The sequence below is a fragment of the Campylobacter sp. RM5063 genome, from assembly GCF_024723655.1.
In the GTDB taxonomy this organism is placed as follows: Bacteria; Campylobacterota; Campylobacteria; order Campylobacterales; family Campylobacteraceae; genus Campylobacter_D; species Campylobacter_D lari_D.
Window position 1 is genome coordinate 1 of sequence record NZ_JANQDA010000003.1, and the last position, 14,974, is coordinate 14,974.

The following is a 14,974-nucleotide window of genomic DNA, read 5'->3' on the forward strand; positions in this document are numbered from 1 at the left end:
TCCAATACCTGCATTTAGGCTAAATTGCTCACTAATATCTACATTTCCACCTATGATGATTTGTCCATAAGTTTTTTTCTTATCATTACCTTTGATGATAAAATTTGAATTTGATCCAACAAATCCAGCTACATAATCATCTCCATTATTCATTACATATTGTTCTATTTTTGGAGTGATAAATAAATACGATGTTTCGCTCATATATTTTCTAAATTCAGCACCAAGTTCTAAAGATATGGAATTATTTGTCATACTTTGAACATCTTTTGCAAACATACCACTTTCTTTATAACTTGGAGTGTGTGCGTAGTAGTAATTTATACCAGCAAAAGGCTTGATGAATAATGATGATGAATTTGGATTAAAAATTCTACCGGCATTAGCACTTAAACCAAAGAATTTACTATCAAAATCAGCCTTATTAGAATCATTTAACATTACAACACTTTGATCTGTTGGAGAAATTTGCCCGTAAGCTCTTAGATTAATTTCCCATTGATCGTTTGGATTAATTAAAGAATAAATACCAAATTGATAGTTATCTGATTTTTGTTCCATAACTCCATCTTTGATAGTTGAATCAGCATAAGTAAAGTAAAAACCAAGCAAAGCATTATCATTGATTTTTCTATCAGCACCTAGTGTAAATCCATATAAAGCACCACTATCTCCATCTATGATATTTGCACCACCAAAAACATTACCCCAAAAGCTATTATTAAATGAAGAATTTCCATAATAATTATAAACATCGCTTGCTAGTGCTGCTATATGGGTTGTAGCAAATTTTTCTACTAAAGCTTTATCTTGATAAGGATTTGAAAGTTTTGCTATTCTTGTTCCAATTGCTAGGTCATTTGCTACACCTATAGATGAATTAACAGAAGAATTTTGAGCATTATTTACTATAGCTTTTGCACTTGCTTTTGTATTTGTGGTAAGTGTGTTTAGATTTTTTCCTGTGGTATCTAGAGTGAGTTCTGCGATAGCATCATTGCTAAGTTTAGAATCTAAAATACTATTTAGCATATTTACAGCTAAATTTTTATTTTCTAAGCTAACATCTTTCATATTTTCAACTAAATCACTACCATCAAATTTTCCACCATTATCTTGTATATCTTGGATTTGTTGTTCTAATTTTTTAATTTGGTCCTGTAGTTCTTTTTCTGCTTGTGCTATGGCTTCAAGCATAGCATCATCGCCAATATATCCTGGTTTTTGGTAGGAATTTTTATTATATTCTTCATCATATTTTATATTCTTTTTTATATTCTCAAAAGTATCTAAGGCTTCTTTTCTAATATCAATTTCAGATTTTAATATTTTTGATAAATCTCTTACATTTTCATTAGCACCACCGCTAATTAAAAGACTTTTGCCATCATTAGAAACACTAAGTTTATAATCTGTAAATTGAGCCAAATCAGTATCTTCAAAAAATACATTTTTTGGTAGTAAATTGCTTGTTTCAAGCATGCTTGTTATATCTTTAGTATATAGTGCCGTTACTAAGTTTTTATCTATATCTTGGTTAAAACTACCTGTAGTTTTTATAGCTACATAGTTGTTTATACCTAAATTTGAAACACTATTTGTGCTTATGCCTATAGCTGAATCTTTTATATTTACATCTCCATCTACAGAGATTAAGCCACCTTTTTTATTTGCATCAAATATACCAATAAAAGAATTATTTACATTTAAATTTCCCTGTATGCTCATATAGCCATCTTTTTCGCCATATCCATTCCATACATCTAAACTAGGTCTATCAAGTTCTTCGTTGCTTATATTATCATTTGTTATAGGTGAGCTACCATTAAGTGTAACATTTCCTTTTATATTAAAAGCTTTATTTGCTTCTAATGTAGCTCTATCAGAATTTAAAATGATTTCTTTTGCTTCTAAATTAACACTATATAAATCATATTTTGCTTCATTAGTTGAAGTGCTACCTACATCTATCCAGTCTGAATCAGATCCTATGGTTAAAACGCCACTTGTTTTGATGTTAAATTCATTTATAGGCTTATCATGATTTTCTCCACCATAGTATGATTGAATATCTGAAGGGCTTATTTTTAATTCTATATTTTCTTTAGAATCTAAACTCCAAATTCCATCTTTATAGTTAAAAAAATCAGAAAAATTTCCATGATTTATTTCTTGAGCTAAAGCAGCACTGCTTAATAAAGCACTAATGCTAACTCCCATTAAAACTTTACTTGTGTAATAAGAAAGTTTCATTTGATTACTCCTTGTAAATTTAAATTGAAAAAAGCATTATACCCCCCCCCATAAATTTAAGTTTAAAGTAAACGAAAATCTGTAAAAAACAAATAACAACTAGTAAGAATTTTTACTTTAGCTTGTTAAAATAAGCAATAATTTTTAAAACAAAGGTAAATTATGAAAATTTCTGTGCTTATTTTGGCTGCTGGACTTGGCACGCGTATGAAATCACAAAATCCAAAAGTACTTCAAAAAATTTGCTCAAAAGCAATGATTTTACATATTTTAAAACAAGCATATAAAATTAGTGATGATGTATGTGTGGTGCTTTCTCATCAAAAAGAAAAGGTTGAACAAGTTGTTTTAGAGTATTTTCCAAATACACGCTTTTTAGAACAAGACTTGCAAAATTTTCCAGGTACTGCAGGGGCTTTAAGGGGTTATGAGAGTAAGCATGAAAAAGTATTGATTTTATGTGGCGATATGCCTTTAGTTAAAGCAGATGGTTTAGAAAAAATAGCTTTAAATGAGAGTGATTTTAATGTGGCAGTTTTTGAGGCAAAAGATCCAAAAAGTTATGGAAGAATAGTTTTAAAAGAAAATAAAATTCAAAAAATAGTAGAAACAAAAGATGCAAGCAAAGAAGAGCTTGCTATAAACATTTGCAATAGTGGTGTTTATGCTATAAAAGCACAAATTTTAAAAGAAGTATTGCCTTTGATAAAAAATGATAATAAAGCTAAAGAGTATTATTTAACCGATGCGGTTTATTTAGCAAAAGAAAAGGGCTATGAAATCGATGCGGTGTTTGTAAATGAGCAAGATTTTATGGGGGTAAATGATAAAATTGAGCTTTGCCTAGCTCAAGATCTTATGCAAGAAGCGATTAAAAAAGAATGGATGAAGCAAGGAGTGATTTTTCACATGCCTGCGACGACTTTTATTTCAGATGAAGTTGAGTTTGTAGGTGAGTGTGAAGTGTATGAAAATGTGCGTATAGAAGGAAAATCAAAAATCATTAATTCTATCATTAAAAGTTCAAGTGTGATTGAAGATAGTATAGTAGAAAATAGCGATGTAGGGCCTTTAGCGCATTTGCGTCCAAAATGCCAGCTTAAAAATACCCATATAGGAAATTTCGTAGAATGTAAAAATGCTTTATTAAATGGAGTTAAAGCAGGGCATTTGAGTTATTTAGGGGATTGTGAGATAGATGAGGGAACTAACATAGGTTGTGGTACTATCACTTGTAATTATGATGGGGTTAAAAAGCATAAGACCAAAATAGGTAAAAATGTTTTTGTGGGTTCAGATACGCAATTTATCGCTCCGGTTGAGATAAAAGATGAGGTAATCATCGCAGCAGGAAGCACCGTGTGTAAGGATGTAGAAAAAGGCTCTTTGTATATTAATAGAGCAAAGACGCAAATTATAGAAGATTTTTACTATAAAAAACTAGGTAAAAAATGAAAACAATCTTACTAGCAGTAAGTGGAAGCATAGCCTTTTATAAAGCTTATGAGCTGATTTCTTTATTAAAAAAAGAAGGCTTTAGGGTTAAAGTTTTGCTAAGTTTGGGAGTTTTAAAATTTGGCACTAAGCTTAGCTTTGAAGCTTTAGCGGATGAAATTTTATGTGAAGATAATGAAAGTTGGCAAAATACTAATAATCATATAGCTTTTAGTAAGACTTGCGATTGTGTGCTTTTTGCGCCTGCTAGTATAAATTCTATTAATAAATTAAACTATGGTATAGCAGATAATTTATTTATTCAAACTTTAATAGCAGTAGATAAAAATAAACCATTTTTAATCGCACCCGCTGCAAATACAAACATGTATTTACATTTTAGCACTCAAAATTCTTTAAAAAATTTAAAAGAGCAAGGTTATATTATCATTGATCCTATAGTTAAAACTCTAGCTTGTAAAGATGAGGGCTTAGGAGCTTTGGCTGAGCTTGATAGTATTATAAATGTTTTAAAAAGAAGTCTAATGCAAGAAGATTTTTTTAAAGATAAAAGTTTTATTGTAAGCGGTGGTGGCACTAAAGAAAAAATTGATGATGTAAGATGTATTAGTAATTTTTCAAGTGGAAAAATGGCAAAGGCGGTTGCTGATGCCTTGTATTTTTTAGGTGCTAAGGTGGTGCTAGTTAGCTCAGTAGAGTTTAAAACACCTTATAAATTAGAAAAATTTGAATCTTCTTTAGAACTAAAAGAAAAATTGCAAAAATACAAAGATTTTGATGCTTTAATTATGGCTGCTGCTGTGAGTGATTTTACTCTTGAGGCTTATAAGGGTAAGATTAAGAAAAATGAGCATTTAAACGGACTTGATTTAAAATTAAAGCCGAATGAAGACATCTTAAAAAATTTAGATTTTAAAGGCAAAAAAATAGGCTTTAAAATGGAATTTGATGCGCAAAATGCTTTAGAAAATGCTAAAAAATCTTTAATTAGTAAAAATTTAGATATGGTGTGTTTAAATGTCTTAAATGAGCAAATGAACTTTGGAAGTGATGAAAATAGCATTTGTTTTATCACTAAAGATAGTATCTTTGAAAGTTCTAAACAAAGCAAAGAAAAACTTGGTTTTGTTTTAGCACAAGAATTAAGGAAACTTTGGTGAATATCATCAATTCAACCTTACCTGTAAGAATGCAAATTTTAGAAAAACGCGCATATAATCGCTATGTATTGCTTTTAAACACTAAAAAGCTTGAAACAAAAAGTTTGATAGAGCTTGAAGTAGGGGAGGAATATTTAGCTGAAGTTTATGAAGATAAAGGCGTGATTTCTTTTAAAAATCTTTTGAAAAAGCCTAAAATTAGACTTTTTGAAGAAGGGACTGAACTCATAGAAAAGCTTTTACAAGAAGGTGATGAAAAAGCTTGGTATAAAAAATTCATTATCCAAAGACTTATGGAAAGCAAAAGCACATATGAGTTTGAAATTTATAAGGAAATGTTTTTTGCATTTTTTGAAGGAATTTATCATATACCTTTTGTTTATGAGGGAAATAGAGCTTTATTTGAAGCTAAGAAAAATGGAAATATTTTAGAGGTATATTTGTATTTTGAAATTTTTGGTGCTTTAAAAATTATAATTGATAATGGTAAAATCATACGCATACAAACACCTTTTGCCAAAGTAGCACATTTTTTAAACGAGTATTTTAAATTTGAAGTAGTTAATACGCTCAATCCTATGTTTGTTTTTAAAAGATTGATGGATATAAAGGGATAGAATGAATGAGTTAAAGCATCTTGCTGTAGTAATGGATGGCAATAGAAGATGGGCTAGAAAAAATGGACTTTTAGAAAAAATTGGCTATAGTCAAGGTGCTAAAGTTGTTGAAAAAATTATAGAAGTATGTATAGATGAAAAAATTCAAAATCTAACCCTTTATGCTTTTAGTACAGAAAATTGGCAAAGACCAAAAGAAGAAGTGGAGTTTCTTTTTAAGCTGTTAAATAAATATCTTGATGAATCTTTAAATAAATTTATAGCTAATGAAGTGCGTTTTAAAGCCATAGGAAATTTAAGTCTTTTAGATGAATTAACCTTAAAAAAAATACAAAATTTTCAAGAACAAACTAAAAATTACACAAAATTATGCGTAAATTTAGCTATTTCTTATGGAAGCAAGGATGAAATAGTTAGAGCGGTTAAAAAGGTGATTGAAAAAAATCTTGAAATTAATGAAGCAAATATACAAGCAAATCTTGACTTAAGTGAAGATGTGGATTTGTTTTTAAGGGTAGGGAGCGCTAAAAGAATTTCAAATTTTTTATTATGGCAATCAAGTTATGCAGAAATTTATTTTAGTCAAACCTTATTTCCCGCACTTACTAAAAAAGAAATCACAAATATCATTACTGAGTTTAAAAAACGCAAAAGAACCTTTGGTAAATGATATTTTTATTTTTATTACTAGGGCTTTGTGTGGGTTCTTTTGTCAATGTTTTGATTTTAAGAACGATTAATAAAGAAAGCATAATAAGCCCAAGATCAAAATGCCCTAAGTGTTTTAAAACTTTGAAATTTTATCATCTTTTTCCTTTGTTATCTTTTGTATTTTTAAAAGGCAAATGTGCCTTTTGTAAAGAAAGAATTTCTTTGATTTATCCTTTTAATGAATTTATTTGTGCGTGTTTGTTTGTCTTTGCTTTTTATTTAATTGAAGATGTTTTTCAAATTTTAATTTTTGCTTGTATGCTAGCTGTATTATTAGCACTTTCTTGGATGGATTATTATCTAAAAGCAGTGAGTGAGCTTTGGCTTTGGATTTTGTTTGTTTTAGCTTTTTGTTTTGATTTTTTGCAAAATGGTTTAAATTTAGAGGATTTTCAAGATAGCTTTTTATTTAGAGTGTGTTTTGGAGCGGGGTTAATTTTTATACTAAAAAGTGTGATTAATTTTATTAAAAATTTTAAAAAAAGAGATGAAATTTTAGAAAGTTTAGGGGAAGGTGATGTTATAATAATAGCTTTGATTTTTGGAATTTTTGGCTATGAAAAAGGCTTTTTGATTTTATTTATTGCAAGTTTTTTAAGTCTTTTGATGTTTATAAAAATAGCCAAGAAAGATTATCAAATGCCTATGATTCCTTTTTTATTTTGTGGAATTTTGATTAATCTAAGTGTAGAAAGTATATTATGAAACTAGTTTATAAGTATTTGCTTAATCAGTTTTTAAGTACAATGTTATCTTTATTTTTTACTTTATTTATTATTGTTTCGATTATTTTTTTTATACAACTTGCTAAAATTACTGCTTATATTGAAATTACTTTTTTTGAATTAATCAAATTATATATTTTTCTTTTACCAAAGATATTAATTTTTACTCTACCCATATCTTTTTTCATAGCTTTGACTTTAGCCTTTTATAGGCTTTCTAGGGAAAATGAAAGCACAGTGTTATTTGCTTTGAGTATAGCTCCAAGTATGATAGCAAGTTTTTTTGCAAAAATTGCAGCTTTAGTAAGTACTTTTATGCTTGTGGTGGTTTTGGTTTTTATACCTATATCTTTTGAACTTTTTGATAATTTTGTAGATTATAAAAAAATTAGTGCTAAAGTAAGTATAAAAACAGGGGAATTTGGACAAAGATATGGAGAATGGCTTGTTTTTATCGATGCCAAAAATTCTGATGAAACTTATAAAAATATCATAATGTATCATCCAAAGAAAAACCCACAAGATAAAGAACAAGTGATTTTAGCCAAAGAAGGAAAGTTAGAAACAAATGATGGGGTTATTACTTTTAAGCTAGATGAAGGAAAAGCTTATGAGATTAAAGAAGAAGATTGGCATATTTCTAGTTTTAAAAATTTATTAATTAAAAGTAAACTTTCTTCTAAAGAATTAAATACTCAAAGTTTTTATGGGTATTGGTCTGATGTAACAAGCAATAAAGAAAAAGCAAAAGAATTTGTTATTTATATTCTTATAGCTTTATTTCCTTTAGCTAGTGTGCTTTTTGCACTCTCTTTTGGTATAGTAACTTATCGTTATGAAAAAGGTTTTGCTTATTTTGGAATTTTTGTGATTATTTTTGCTTATTTTACGCTTTTGATTAGTTTTTATAATCCTCCTTTTGTAGCTATTGCTGTGATTTTTTCAAGCTTTTTAATTACTTCTTTGTTTTATTTTAAAGCAAAAATTGCAAGTAAGTATTAATGCTTTTAAAATTAACTTTTTCTTATGATGGTTCTAAATTTCAAGGTTCAGCCACCCAACTACATAAGCTTAGTGTCCAAGATACCTTAGCGCAGGCCTTGTCGCATTTGGGTATTTATGAAAAACCTTTATTTGCTTCAAGAACTGATAAAGGTGTGCATGCATTTAATGCAGTCGCTTGTGTAAAAGCAGGAGAACATTTTAAAGATTTTGTATATTTAAAAAATAAAATCAATCATTTTGCACACCCATTTATACATATAAAGCATATCCAAAGAATGCAAGAAAATTTCCAAGTGCGTTTTGATGTGCAAAAAAGAGCATATCGCTATATTATAAGTCATGAAAAATATAATCCTTTTTTAGCCTCATATGTGCATTTTTATCCAAAAATAAATATTAAATTAGCCAAGGAAATTGCTTTTTTATTTGAAGGAGAGCATAATTTTAAACTCTTTCAAAAAGAAGGTTCTGATAATAAAACAAGTATAAGAAAAATGTATAAAACTAGAGTTTATGCTTATAAAAATTACACTGTGTTTTATTTTGAAGCAAATGGTTTTTTAAGATCTCAAATTAGAATGATGATGGCAAGTATTTTAAAAGTACTAGAAGGAAAAATGAGTAAAAATGAGCTTTTAGAGCAAATCAATGCTAAAAAAGCTCATTGTAGATTTTTAGTTCCTGCTAGTGGTTTGTATTTGAGTAAGATTTCTTATTATAATAATGCATGATTTTTTTATGTATAAAAAATGAAAAAAGAATGATCAAGGTCCCTATGCAAAAAGGTAGTAGCTCTACATCTACTCCAAAAATACTCATATTGATAAAAATACTTATAGGTATAATGGCATTATTCATCAAGGCTAAAACCCCGCTATCTACTTCAGTGGAGCCTTTGTTCCATAAAAAATATCCAAGTCCTGAAGCAATAGTCCCAAGATAAATCAAAGCTATCCAAGAACTTAAATTGGATGGTAAATTATTATAATCTCCAAAAAATAAAAAAGCAGGTAAGGTTATACTGGTTGCGCCTAAATAAAAATAAGCGAAAGCTTCTTTTTGATTTAAATTTGTATTTTTTTCTAATAAAATTTTATAAAAACTTTGTCCAGCGCCAAATACTAAATTAGCTCCTTGAATAAGTAAAAAGCCATATAAAAAATTAGAGTTAATATTATCAAATTTAACTACAAAAGCACCTACAATACATATAAAAATACTTATAAAATATAAATATCTAAGATTTTTTGAAAAAAGCCCATAAAAAAGTACAACATAAAAAGGTGTAAAAATCGTAAAAAGTGCCACTTCGCTTACACTTAAATATAAAAAAGAATGATAATAAAATAAATTCATCACACCAAGTTGTAAAGCTCCAATGCTTATGAGTTTTAGTTTTAAATGCAAATTCAGCTTAAAATTTAAAAAAGGTAAAAATACTAATAAAGACAAAAAAACTTTTGCAAATGCAGCAAAAAAACTATCCATTTCTAAGGTTATAAAATGCCCAATTAATGGAAAAGAAAAAGCCCAAATAAAACTTGCTAGTAATAAACTTGGCATTTTAAAGCACACCTTCTAATTTAAGTAAAGCTTCTTTGATAAATAAACCACCATTGTATCCGCCTAAGTGATTTTTAGCTACCACTCTATGACAAGGTATAAAAATTGCAAGTTTGTTTTTAGAATTTGCATTACCTACCGCTCTAAAAGCTTTTGGATGATTGACAAAAGAAGCAATTTCTTGATAGGTTTTAGTTTGTCCATAGGGAATTTTAATTAAAGCTTTATATACTTTTTGCTCAAATTCGCTCCCCTGAAGAGCTAGGGGTGTATTAAAGAAAAAAAGTTTTTTATTAAAATAAAGGTCTAACTCTTCTAAGGCTTGTTCTAAAATAGTGTGTTTATCTTTAGTAAAATTGGGCTTATATGTTATAAAATCAACATTGATAAGTTTATTTTCATTGCTCTGCAAAAGAATATAAGCAAAACTAGCTTTGTAAAAACTTTGATACATTTTTTCCTCATTTTAAAATAATCATTGTATGAATTTTAAATTAATTAATTGTTATTAAAGCAAAAATTTAGTTAAAATAGTGATTTAATTTATATCAAAGGAAAATATTTGAGGATTTTATTATTTAGTTTGATTATAAGTTTAAATGCATTAGCTTTAGATTACACTTGCGGGTATGTCAAAGAAAATAAGATGGATTTTTTTAAAGAGTTTAAACCACAAGTTTCTCAAGATTTTGCTCAAGTAGATTTAAATTGCGATTTTTCTTTAAAAAATAATCAAATTACAAAAAGATTATATGAGCTTGCTAATGAAATTAGAGGAAGTAATAGTGCCTGTATGGGAGGGGAATATTTTAGCGATTTGAGAAAATTTGATTTTAAATTATTAGAAATTGCGCTTGATCCGCAAGTTTATCAAAAAACTTTACAAGATCCTATAATACTTGAAGAAAAATTTGCAAAATTAAAAGCTTATTTTAGATTTTGGGCTTATCAAAGTATAGGAAATTTTAAGCTCTTTAAGGAATTTTGGAAAGAGTATAATAATGCGATTAATCCTTTAACAAAATATTTTCAAAACGAATTTAATCTAGATAAAGCAAGTGCTATTTACTTTGCTAGTAATGCTTTGAATGAATTTTTAAATTGGGCAGTTGGTGAGACTAAAATCTTTAAAGATATTTCGGACTTTGAAAAATTTGTGGCTAATAAAAACAACTCTTTAGAACAAATAAAAGAATATATTTATTCTAAAAAAATTAGCAATTTAGAATTAAATAATGGTTTTAAATCTGCTTTGTTAAACAATAGAGAAAGTCAAATTATAAGTGAGTTTATAAAATTAGGTGTAAAAATAAATGAAGGTTATGAGTCTGCTTTGTTTTTTGCATTAGATAGTGCAGATAATGTCAAGCTTTTATTAGAAAATGGAGCTATTATTGATTATAGAAATTCTTTTGGAAAAACACCTTTGTTTTATGCAGTTGAATATAACAATTATAAGGTCGCAAAAGTTTTGTTAGAAAATGGAGCTAATGTAAATCAAAAATACATTAACGATAATGAAAAACTTTCTATTACTAGTATGGGAAGCAATACGCCATATTTCATTACTTTATGTGCACTTGAGCATACTTCTAAAAATATTTTTATGCATGGAGCAAACTATGCAGATGTAAAAATGCTTAAGTTACTTATAGATTACAAAGCAAATTATAAAGAAATTGATGATTTGGGATTTAATGCTCTTGATTTTGCCATAATTGCAAAAAAAGAACAAAATATTAAATATCTAAAAAAACTTGGTTTAAAGGAAAATGAGAATTTAATGCTATATGAAGAGACACAGCCATGAAAATTGCTTTAATAACTGGAGTAAGTTCAGGTTTTGGACTAGAGAGTTTAAAAGCTTTAATAGAACTTGATTATAAAGTTATAGCTATAGCAAGACGCAAAGATAGATTAGAAAAACTACAAGAGCTTTATGGGGATAAAATTTATCCCATAGAACTTGATGTTAGAGATAAACAAGCAGTTTTTGCATCAATTGAAAATTTACCTCAAGATTTTGGCAATATTTCTTTGCTTGTTAACAACGCAGGTCTTGCTTTAGGTTTAAATGAATTTGATTCTTTGGATATTGAAGATATTGAAGCCATGGTAGATACTAATATCAAAGGCTTTTTATATGTAGCAAGAGCTGCTTTACCTTTACTTAGAAAAGCAAAAAATGCCCACATAATTAATCTTGGCTCAATTGCAGCTAATGTGCCTTATTATGGAGGTAATGTTTACTGTGGAACTAAGGCTTTTGTGGCGCAATTTTCCAAAGCTTTAAGAACGGATTTGCGTGGAAGTAATATAAAAGTAACAAATATCGCTCCAGGGCTTTGTAAAACTGAATTTAGTGAAGTGAGATTTAAAGGTGATATTAAAAAAGCTGATGAGGTTTATGAAAATACTAAATATATCAAAGCTGAAGATATAGCAAAAATTATTACTTTTATCGTTAGCTTACCTGAGCATATTAATATTAACGAAATAGAGCTTATGCCTGTGACTCAAACATGGGCAGGAACTTTTAGCGAAAAAATATAAAAACTTAAGGATAATTATGAAAATTTTTTATTTATTATTAGCTCCTTTGTTGTTATTTGCTGATGCACAAGCAAATGCAGAACTTTTTGGAGCTTGGACGCTTTTACCACCGGTGATAGCTATTATTTTAGCTTTTGTTACTAAAGATGTAGTACTTTCGTTATTTATTGGTGCATTAAGTGGTACTTTTATGTTAGGACTTATTGAAAATAGTATTTACCATGCTATCATTGCTTCTTTTACAGGCTTTATTTCCAAAGTGGTAAATGCCATGGCAAGTCCGGGTAATGCAGGAATTTTATTGCAAGTTTTAACTATAGGTGGTGTTGTAGCTCTTATTACCAAAACAGGGGGGACAAAAGCAGTAGCTCTTTGGCTTTCTACTAAAGCTAAACAAGCAAAAAGCTCACAATTTGCTACTTGGTGCATGGGAATTTTTATTTTCTTTGATGATTATGCCAATTCATTAATCGTAGGTCCTATCATGCGTCCGGTAACAGATAAATTTAGAGTAAGCCGTGAAAAGCTTGCTTTTATAATGGATGCAACTGCAGCACCAATTACCGGTCTTGCTATCATTTCTACTTGGATAGGACTTGAAATTTCTTTAATTCGCAGCGGATATGATCTAATTGATAATGCAACTTTTGCACATTTAGGTGTAGTAAAAGAAGAAATTAACGCTTTTGAAATCTTTGTACAAACCTTACCTTATAGATTTTATAATCTTTTTATGTTGATTTTTGTTGTTTTGACTATTTATACAGGTAGGGAATTTGGACCTATGTTAAAAGCTGAACTTAGAGCTAGAGCAGGTAAATTTTCTCATGGTCATGAACAAATTGATAATATAGAAGATAAGGTCTTAGAGCCAAAAGAGCATGTAAAATTACAAGCTTCTAATGCTATTATACCTTTGGCTGTTTTGATTGTGTTTTCATTTATAGGTTTTTATTTTAGTGGTTATAATGCCTTAGATGATGTGAGTGTTAAAGCACAAATTGATGCAGCACCGTTTAGTTTATTTGCTTTTAGAGAGACTTTTGGCGCAGCTGATGCTTCAGTTGTATTGTTTCAAGCAGCACTTTTAGCTACCATAGTGGCTATTATTTTGGGAATGTATAGAAAAATATTTACTTTAAAAGAAGCTATTGCGGTTTGGACTCATGGCTGGAGAACTATGATTATGACTGTGATTATTTTACTTTGTGCATGGTCATTAGCTTCTGTGATTAAAGATTTGGGAACTTCTAAATATTTAATTGACTTATTTTCAGATAAAACACCTCTTTATTTGCTTCCTACAGCAATTTTTATTTTTGCTTCTATTATTTCTTTTTCAACGGGAACTAGTTATGGAACTATGGGTATTTTAATGCCTTTGGCTATTCCTTTAGCTATGGCTGTTGGGGTTCATAATGAATTAAGCGGAGCAGAGTTGCACCAATATATGATTATTAATATTTCAGGGGTTTTAACAGGAGCTATTTTTGGAGATCATTGCTCACCAATTTCTGATACAACTATACTTTCATCTATGGGAAGTAAGTGTGATCTTTTAGCTCATGTTAGTACACAAATGCCTTATGCTTTGAGTGTTTGTGCTATTAGTATACTTTGCGGTTATTTACCGGTAGCATTAGGACTTAATGTATGGCTAGGACTTGTTTTTGGAATCTTAGCTATGATAGTTTTACTTTTTGTGGTTGGCAAAAAGGTAGATGCGTAAATGCATTTTGAAGAAAAAATTGCTTTAAACAAAGCATTGTTTTCTTCTTTATATGATGGAGAAATTCAGTGCTTTAAATCACCTTTAAAAGCTTATAGAACTAGGGCGGAATTTTCTATATATCATCATGAAAATGGGAAAATTTCTTATGCAATGTTTGAAAATAAGAAAAAAATTCCTATTGAAAATTTTGATATAGCAGATGAAAAAATTCAAAAATATATGCCTATTTTATTAAATAATCTAAATGAAAATTTAAAAGAAAAGCTTTTTGGAGTAGAGTTTTTAGCTACAAAATTAGATTTAAGTATAACTTTACTTTTCCATAAAAATATAGAGCTAATCACACAAGATTTACAAGAATTAGCAGAAAAATTAAATCTCAAGCTCATAGCAAGAAGTAGGGGTAAAAAACTTGTATTTAATGGAGAAAATTTAAGACAAATTTTAAATATCAATACAAATGAATTTTTATATGAGTTTAATAATGATTGTTTTATCCAACCCAATACTTTTATTAATGAAAAGATGATCGAATGGGTTGTATCTTGTGTAGAGAGTGATTTTAAGCAAGATTTATTAGAGCTTTATTGTGGTTATGGAAATTTTACCATAGCTTTAGCAAGAAATTTTAAAAAAGTTTTAGCAACTGAAATTTCTAAGAAAAATATTGAGTTTGCTTTAAAAAATTGCGTTTTAAATTCTATTGAAAATATAACTTTTACAAGGCTTTCTAGTGAAGAGTTAAGTCAAGCATTGAAAAAAGAAAGGGAATTTAATCGCTTAAAAGACATAGATTTAGATGGTTTTAAAATATCTCATGTCTTAGTTGATCCTCCAAGAGCAGGACTTGATTTAAGCGTGATTAAACTTATTAAAAATTATGAAAATATCATTTATATATCGTGCAATCCTATCACTTTAAAAGAAAACCTTGAGAAATTATGCAAAACTCATAAAATATCCAAATTTGCATTTTTTGATCAATTTGCAAACACAAATCATCTTGAATGTGGTGTTTATTTGAAAATCAAATAACAATATAAAACATTAATTTTGCACATATTACAATAATTATAGTAAAAATAAACACAATAGGATGAATATATGCATGAAAAGGATTTTGTTTTTTTAAGATTATTTTATAAAAAAGAGAAAATAGTATTAATATAAAAATACAAAAAGCAAAGAATATTTTGCAAA

Annotated in this window: 14 protein-coding genes; 11 read left to right on the plus strand and 3 right to left on the minus strand. The window is 28.4% G+C overall.

Features of this window, described 5'->3' with window-relative positions:
- On the minus strand, nt 1-2,253 hold a 2,253-nt coding region (locus CAMP5063_RS01590), incomplete at its 3' end, for an autotransporter outer membrane beta-barrel domain-containing protein (RefSeq protein WP_337194681.1).
- Nucleotides 2,254-2,415: 162 nt separating this feature from the next.
- On the opposite strand from CAMP5063_RS01590, the gene glmU reads away from it, so the two are divergent.
- From glmU to truA, 7 genes are read left to right on the plus strand one after another with little or no spacing between them, the layout of a single operon-like run.
- Entirely contained in the window at nt 2,416-3,708 is a 1,293-nt protein-coding gene (gene glmU / locus CAMP5063_RS01595) for a bifunctional UDP-N-acetylglucosamine diphosphorylase/glucosamine-1-phosphate N-acetyltransferase GlmU (RefSeq protein ID WP_337194682.1), read from the plus strand.
- Nucleotides 3,705-4,868: a bifunctional phosphopantothenoylcysteine decarboxylase/phosphopantothenate--cysteine ligase CoaBC gene (gene coaBC, locus CAMP5063_RS01600; protein ID WP_337194683.1), complete on the plus strand. Its 1,164-nt coding sequence runs from the start codon at nt 3,705-3,707 to the stop codon at nt 4,866-4,868. Before glmU ends, coaBC begins: the two co-directional genes overlap by 4 nt.
- Nucleotides 4,865-5,485 carry a hypothetical protein gene (locus tag CAMP5063_RS01605; protein ID WP_220567271.1) on the plus strand — a complete coding sequence of 207 codons (621 nt, stop codon included), beginning with the start codon at nt 4,865-4,867 and terminating at the stop codon, nt 5,483-5,485. The genes coaBC and CAMP5063_RS01605 overlap by 4 nt, the downstream gene beginning before the upstream one ends.
- A gap of 1 nt (nt 5,486) precedes the next feature.
- Nucleotides 5,487-6,155 (plus strand): polyprenyl diphosphate synthase, encoded by a 669-nt coding sequence (uppS, locus tag CAMP5063_RS01610; RefSeq protein WP_263662527.1) that lies wholly within the window; start codon nt 5,487-5,489, stop codon nt 6,153-6,155.
- Nucleotides 6,152-6,901, plus strand: coding sequence for a prepilin peptidase (locus tag CAMP5063_RS01615; protein ID WP_220567266.1), 750 nt, complete (start codon nt 6,152-6,154; stop codon nt 6,899-6,901). The genes uppS and CAMP5063_RS01615 overlap by 4 nt, the downstream gene beginning before the upstream one ends.
- The gene (locus tag CAMP5063_RS01620) at nt 6,898-7,923 is read left to right on the plus strand and encodes an LptF/LptG family permease (protein ID WP_263661815.1); all 1,026 of its coding nucleotides are present in this window, start codon (nt 6,898-6,900) and stop codon (nt 7,921-7,923) included. Before CAMP5063_RS01615 ends, CAMP5063_RS01620 begins: the two co-directional genes overlap by 4 nt.
- Nucleotides 7,923-8,657: a tRNA pseudouridine(38-40) synthase TruA gene (gene truA / locus CAMP5063_RS01625; protein ID WP_337194684.1), complete on the plus strand. Its 735-nt coding sequence runs from the start codon at nt 7,923-7,925 to the stop codon at nt 8,655-8,657. Before CAMP5063_RS01620 ends, truA begins: the two co-directional genes overlap by 1 nt.
- Here the strand turns inward: truA and CAMP5063_RS01630 are convergent.
- Together CAMP5063_RS01630 and CAMP5063_RS01635 are read right to left on the minus strand one after the other, a co-directional pair.
- Nucleotides 8,611-9,489, minus strand: coding sequence for an EamA family transporter (locus tag CAMP5063_RS01630; protein ID WP_337194685.1), 879 nt, complete (start codon nt 9,487-9,489; stop codon nt 8,611-8,613). The genes truA and CAMP5063_RS01630 overlap by 47 nt on opposite strands.
- 1 nt (nt 9,490) lies before the next feature.
- Nucleotides 9,491-9,943, minus strand: a complete 453-nt coding sequence (locus CAMP5063_RS01635) for a methylated-DNA--[protein]-cysteine S-methyltransferase (protein ID WP_263660973.1) — start codon at nt 9,941-9,943, stop codon at nt 9,491-9,493.
- Nucleotides 9,944-10,051: 108 nt separating this feature from the next.
- Between CAMP5063_RS01635 and CAMP5063_RS01640 the strand changes: the two genes are divergently transcribed.
- From CAMP5063_RS01640 to trmA, 4 genes are read left to right on the plus strand one after another with little or no spacing between them, the layout of a single operon-like run.
- On the plus strand, nt 10,052-11,299 hold the full coding sequence (locus CAMP5063_RS01640) for an ankyrin repeat domain-containing protein (protein WP_442863206.1): 1,248 nt from the start codon (nt 10,052-10,054) through the stop codon (nt 11,297-11,299).
- Nucleotides 11,296-12,042 (plus strand): SDR family NAD(P)-dependent oxidoreductase, encoded by a 747-nt coding sequence (locus CAMP5063_RS01645; RefSeq protein WP_337194686.1) that lies wholly within the window; start codon nt 11,296-11,298, stop codon nt 12,040-12,042. The genes CAMP5063_RS01640 and CAMP5063_RS01645 overlap by 4 nt, the downstream gene beginning before the upstream one ends.
- A gap of 16 nt (nt 12,043-12,058) precedes the next feature.
- Complete coding sequence (locus CAMP5063_RS01650; RefSeq protein ID WP_220567257.1) at nt 12,059-13,771, plus strand: Na+/H+ antiporter NhaC family protein; 1,713 nt, start codon at nt 12,059-12,061, stop codon at nt 13,769-13,771.
- On the plus strand, nt 13,772-14,809 hold the full coding sequence (gene trmA / locus CAMP5063_RS01655) for a tRNA (uridine(54)-C5)-methyltransferase TrmA (protein WP_337194687.1): 1,038 nt from the start codon (nt 13,772-13,774) through the stop codon (nt 14,807-14,809).
- Nucleotides 14,810-14,974: the final 165 nt, after the last annotated feature.

Excerpts from the sequence above, each read along its gene's own strand:
- glmU (WP_337194682.1), top strand. The coding sequence starts at position 2,416 with ATGAAAATTTCTGTGCTTATTTTGGCTGCTGGACTTGGCACGCGTATG.
- coaBC (WP_337194683.1), top strand. The coding sequence starts at position 3,705 with ATGAAAACAATCTTACTAGCAGTAAGTGGAAGCATAGCCTTTTATAAA.
- uppS (WP_263662527.1), top strand. The coding sequence starts at position 5,487 with ATGAATGAGTTAAAGCATCTTGCTGTAGTAATGGATGGCAATAGAAGA.
- CAMP5063_RS01615 (WP_220567266.1), top strand. The coding sequence starts at position 6,152 with ATGATATTTTTATTTTTATTACTAGGGCTTTGTGTGGGTTCTTTTGTC.
- CAMP5063_RS01620 (WP_263661815.1), top strand. The coding sequence starts at position 6,898 with ATGAAACTAGTTTATAAGTATTTGCTTAATCAGTTTTTAAGTACAATG.
- truA (WP_337194684.1), top strand. The coding sequence starts at position 7,923 with ATGCTTTTAAAATTAACTTTTTCTTATGATGGTTCTAAATTTCAAGGT.
- CAMP5063_RS01630 (WP_337194685.1), bottom strand. The coding sequence starts at position 9,489 with ATGCCAAGTTTATTACTAGCAAGTTTTATTTGGGCTTTTTCTTTTCCA.
- CAMP5063_RS01635 (WP_263660973.1), bottom strand. The coding sequence starts at position 9,943 with ATGTATCAAAGTTTTTACAAAGCTAGTTTTGCTTATATTCTTTTGCAG.
- CAMP5063_RS01645 (WP_337194686.1), top strand. The coding sequence starts at position 11,296 with ATGAAAATTGCTTTAATAACTGGAGTAAGTTCAGGTTTTGGACTAGAG.
- CAMP5063_RS01650 (WP_220567257.1), top strand. The coding sequence starts at position 12,059 with ATGAAAATTTTTTATTTATTATTAGCTCCTTTGTTGTTATTTGCTGAT.
- trmA (WP_337194687.1), top strand. The coding sequence starts at position 13,772 with ATGCATTTTGAAGAAAAAATTGCTTTAAACAAAGCATTGTTTTCTTCT.